The following is a 4,020-nucleotide window of genomic DNA, read 5'->3' as shown; positions in this document are numbered from 1 at the left end:
ATGTCGACTGCGATGCCGCAAAAAACAGACCCTCCCCCGACCCCTCCCACAAGTGGGAGGGGAGATTTGCCCGTCACGCTCGCCGTCGTTACCGGGGCGCATGGTGTGGCGGGCGAGGTCCGCCTCAAGGTCTTCGCCGAGGACCTGAAGCCGCACAAAAGCTTCAACGCGGGAGCGCTGACGCTGACAGCGCTGCGCATCACGCCGCAGGGCGCGATCGCGCGCTTTGCTGAAATCGCCGACCGCACCGCGGCGGAGAAATTGCGCGGCACCGAGCTCACCGTGCCGCGCTCCACGCTGCCGCCGCTCGGCGAGGGCGAATATTACCATGCCGACCTGCTCGGCCTGCCGGTCGTGTCTGACGCCGGTGAGGCGCTTGGCCATATCGTCCTGATCGAGAATTTCGGCGCGGGCGACGTGATCGAGATCGAGCGACCGGTGGAGGGCGGCAAGCCCGCCAAGCGCTTCATGGTGCCGATGCGCCCCGAAGCGGTTCCCGAATGGAATAGCGAGAGGCTGGTCGTAGCTGCGGCCTATGCCGATCAGGGCTGATCCGGCCGGACCGTAGCGCGTCAAACCGCCCAGGCGGCCAGATCCTCCTGTTGCCCGATCAGCGCCAATCCATGTGCGATCGAGGTCAGTTCGCCGCCCGACGCGATCCGTTCCTCGCCGAAGCGATCGGCGAACAAGCGCCGGATGCGCGGCGTCAGCGAGGTACCGCCGGTCAGGAAAACGCGATCGACGTCTCTCGCCTCGATCCCCGCGGTGGTCAACGCGCGGTCGGCCGCGACCTCTATTCGTGCGACATCGGAGGCGATCCAGGCTTCGAATTCGTCGCGCGCAACGTCCGCCTCGATCGCAAGGCCAGCCCCGGCGAAATGGAAATGGGCGTGCTCGGCTGTCGACAAAGCGCGTTTGAGCTGGCCGACCGCATCGTATAATTGATAGCCGAGTTCCTGATCGATCACGGAAATCATCCGGCCGATCGCTGCCGGATCAAGCGCGGCGCGGCGAAGCTTTTCCAGTTCGGCCAAGGTGCGCCGATTGCGCATCAAGGCGAGCTTCGACCAATCCGCGAAGTCGCTGAAATAACCGCCTGGAATATCGAGTATCTTGTCGAACGAACGATAGGATCCGCCTTTGCCGAGCATCGGCATCACGAGATTGTCGATGATCCGCGCGTCGAACCGATCGCCGGCAATGCCGACGCCGGCATGGCCGAGTGGCGTGCAGCGGCGTGGCGCGCCCGGCGCCTCGATCCGCACGACCGAGAAATCGCTGGTCCCGCCGCCGAAATCGGCGACAAGGATCGTCGCCGGATCGGTGACTCGCGATGCGTAGCTGAACGCGGCGCCAAGCGGCTCGTAGACATAATGCACGTCGGTGCCTAACGCGGCGAACATCAAGTCGTAACGCTGTTTGGCGAGCGCCTCGTCGGGGCGGCTACCGGCGAATTCGACCGGACGCCCGACCACGATGCGTGACGCGGTCTGCCTCAATCGGCCAGCCGACCGGGCAATCAGCTTGCGCAGGAACAACTGGCCGAGATCCTCGAACCGCATGCGGCGTTCGAAGATGGTGGCATGTTCGAAGCTCGGGCTGGCGGCAACCGACTTGAACGATTGGATGAAGCGGCTGCCTTGGGGAAAGTCGAGATAGTCGCGGATCGCCCAGGGACCGGCATCGGCGCCGAGCGCCGCCCGGGCATCGCCTTCTTCCCAGAAGCACAAGGCGGAGCGGAATACCGCGTCGCTGCCCTCGGGTCCGTCGAACATGATCAGTTCGGCGGTGTCGCCATCGGATTGGGCCACCACGGTATTGGTGGTGCCGAAATCGAATCCCAGCGCGGAGGAAGTAGCGTCACTCATGGCCGGCGGGCCTCTAGCGGGAATGACGATCGCCGGCAAAAGCTGAAATGCGGCGCTGACGTGACTGATTAGGCGCCATTTTATTTAACCGGCCGGTCGGCCACTTGCCGTCCGGGGCGGCGCGGGCAATGGTCGAACGATGTCGCCCGCCGTTCCTCCCAATTTCGTCGCCCTTGCTCCATGAGCCGGATCGCCGTCCTCACCGACATCCACGGCAACCTGCCCGCGCTGGAGGCAGTGATTGCCGACGCCGAGGCGCAGGGCTGCAACGGCTTCGTCAATCTCGGAGATTCGCTGTCGGGGCCGCTCTGGCCGGCGGAGACCGCCGATCGATTGATCGATCTCGACTGGCCGACGATTGCGGGCAACCATGAGCGCCAATTGCTGACCATCGACCGCGCAAGGATGGGCGCGAGCGACGCTTTTGCCCGCGATGCCGTGAGCGACCGCCACCTACAATGGCTGGCGAGCCTGCCGCCGACGCTGCATTTGTATCCGGACGTGCTGCTCTGTCACGGCACGCCGGCCAATGATCTCGCGCACTTCCTCTACACTGTCGAAGGCGGTCGCGCTCGCGAGGCGACGGACGCCGAACTGCGCGAGCGGGCAGGGGATTGTAGTGAGAGCTTGGTACTGTGTGGACATACCCATTTGCCGCGTATCGCTACGCTGGCAGATGGCCGGACCATCGCCAATCCCGGTTCGGTCGGGTTGCAGGCCTATGACGACGATCACCCCGAGCCCTATCGGGTCGAGTATGGCGACCCGCTGGCGCGATACGCCATCGTTGAGGGGACAAAGGTAACGCTCCGCGCGATCGCCTATGATCATGAAGCGGCCGCCCGGCGCGCTGAAGCGAATGGCAGTGCCAATTGGGCGATCGCGCTCAGGACGGGGCGGATGGCATGACTTTCGCCGCTACCGTGCTGACCCTCTATCCCGACATGTTTCCCGGCCCGCTCGGCACGTCGCTGGCGGGGCGCGCGCTGGGCGAGGGCAAATGGAGTCTCGACGCGGTCAACATCCGCGATTTCGCGATCGACAAGCATCGCACGGTCGATGACACGCCGGCCGGTGGCGGAGCCGGAATGGTCCTCCGCGCCGACGTGGTGGCAAGCGCCCTCGACAGCGTCATCGCCCAAGGTCCCGGCGGCCGCCCGATCCTCGCGATGACTCCGCGCGGCAGGCCGCTCACCCAGGCGCGCGTCCGTGACCTCGCGGCCGGCCCCGGCGCGATAGTGCTATGCGGCCGGTTCGAGGGATTCGACGAGCGTTTGTTCGATGCGCGGCCGATCGAACAGGTGTCGATCGGCGACTATGTGCTGTCGGGTGGGGAGATGGGCGCCCTGGTGTTGCTGGACGCTTGCATTCGGCTGCTTCCCGGCGTAATGGGCGCGCCTTCCAGCGGAGATGAAGAGAGCTTCGAAAGCGGCCTTCTCGAATATCCGCATTATACCCGACCTGTCGAATGGGAAGGGCGCACGATCCCCGAAGTGCTGCGATCGGGGGATCATGCGAAGATCGCGGCCTGGCGAAAGTCGATGGCCGAGACAGATACACGGTTACGGAGACCGGATCTTTGGGAGCGCCACGAGGGCGCTCGGGTCCAGCCTCCCTCTGGCGCGCGGCGACGAAAGAAGGACGACTGAGATGAACATCATCCAGCAACTCGAGGCCGAGAACATTGCGAAGTTCGTAGAGGCCAAGAAAATCCCGGAATTCCGCCCGGGCGACACGCTGCGCGTCGGCGTGAAGGTGGTCGAAGGCGAACGCACCCGCGTCCAGAATTACGAAGGCGTGTGCATCGCGCGTTCGAACAAGGGCATGGGTTCGAACTTCACCGTGCGCAAGATTTCGTTCGGTGAGGGCGTCGAGCGCGTCTTCCCGCTCTATTCGCCGAACATCGACAGCATCGAAGTCGTCCGCAAGGGCGCGGTGCGTCGGGCCAAGCTCTATTATCTGCGTGGCCGTACCGGCAAGTCGGCGCGTATCGCCGAGCGCCGCGACACGCGGAACGACAACGCCGCCTAAGCAGCGCGTTCTCGCGAGAATAGAAAGGGGCGCGGAGGTCATCCTCCGCGCCCTTTTTGCGTTTGGGCGCGGTAGGTTCGAATTAGGGCATGATCGGATCGGTCTGATCTATCTCTAATGA

General features: G+C 64.6%; 5 protein-coding genes. 4 read left to right on the top strand and 1 reads right to left on the bottom strand.

The genetic code is table 11. The features are described from left to right. Positions 1-12 precede the first annotated feature (12 nt). Complete coding sequence (rimM, locus tag SPR01S_RS20715) at positions 13-552, top strand: ribosome maturation factor RimM (RefSeq protein ID WP_066593675.1); 540 nt, start codon at positions 13-15, stop codon at positions 550-552. Positions 553-572: 20 nt separating this feature from the next. On the opposite strand, the gene SPR01S_RS20710 is transcribed toward rimM, so the two are convergent. Continuing rightward, positions 573-1,868, bottom strand: coding sequence for an Hsp70 family protein (locus SPR01S_RS20710; protein ID WP_066593674.1), 1,296 nt, complete (start codon positions 1,866-1,868; stop codon positions 573-575). A gap of 180 nt (positions 1,869-2,048) precedes the next feature. On the opposite strand from SPR01S_RS20710, the gene SPR01S_RS20705 reads away from it, so the two are divergent. The 3 genes from SPR01S_RS20705 to rplS are packed head-to-tail and all read left to right on the top strand — an operon-like array spanning position 2,049 to position 3,899. Next, positions 2,049-2,777 (top strand): metallophosphoesterase family protein, encoded by a 729-nt coding sequence (locus SPR01S_RS20705; RefSeq protein WP_066593673.1) that lies wholly within the window; start codon positions 2,049-2,051, stop codon positions 2,775-2,777. Then, on the top strand, positions 2,774-3,517 hold the full coding sequence (gene trmD, locus SPR01S_RS20700; RefSeq protein ID WP_066593672.1) for a tRNA (guanosine(37)-N1)-methyltransferase TrmD: 744 nt from the start codon (positions 2,774-2,776) through the stop codon (positions 3,515-3,517). Before SPR01S_RS20705 ends, trmD begins: the two co-directional genes overlap by 4 nt. 1 nt (position 3,518) lies before the next feature. Then, on the top strand, positions 3,519-3,899 hold the full coding sequence (rplS, locus tag SPR01S_RS20695; protein WP_066593670.1) for a 50S ribosomal protein L19: 381 nt from the start codon (positions 3,519-3,521) through the stop codon (positions 3,897-3,899). Positions 3,900-4,020: the final 121 nt, after the last annotated feature.

Source organism: Sphingomonas pruni NBRC 15498, from assembly GCF_001598455.1.
Lineage (GTDB): Bacteria > Pseudomonadota > Alphaproteobacteria > Sphingomonadales > Sphingomonadaceae > Sphingomonas > Sphingomonas pruni.
This window is presented reverse-complemented; position numbering and strand designations above follow the sequence as displayed.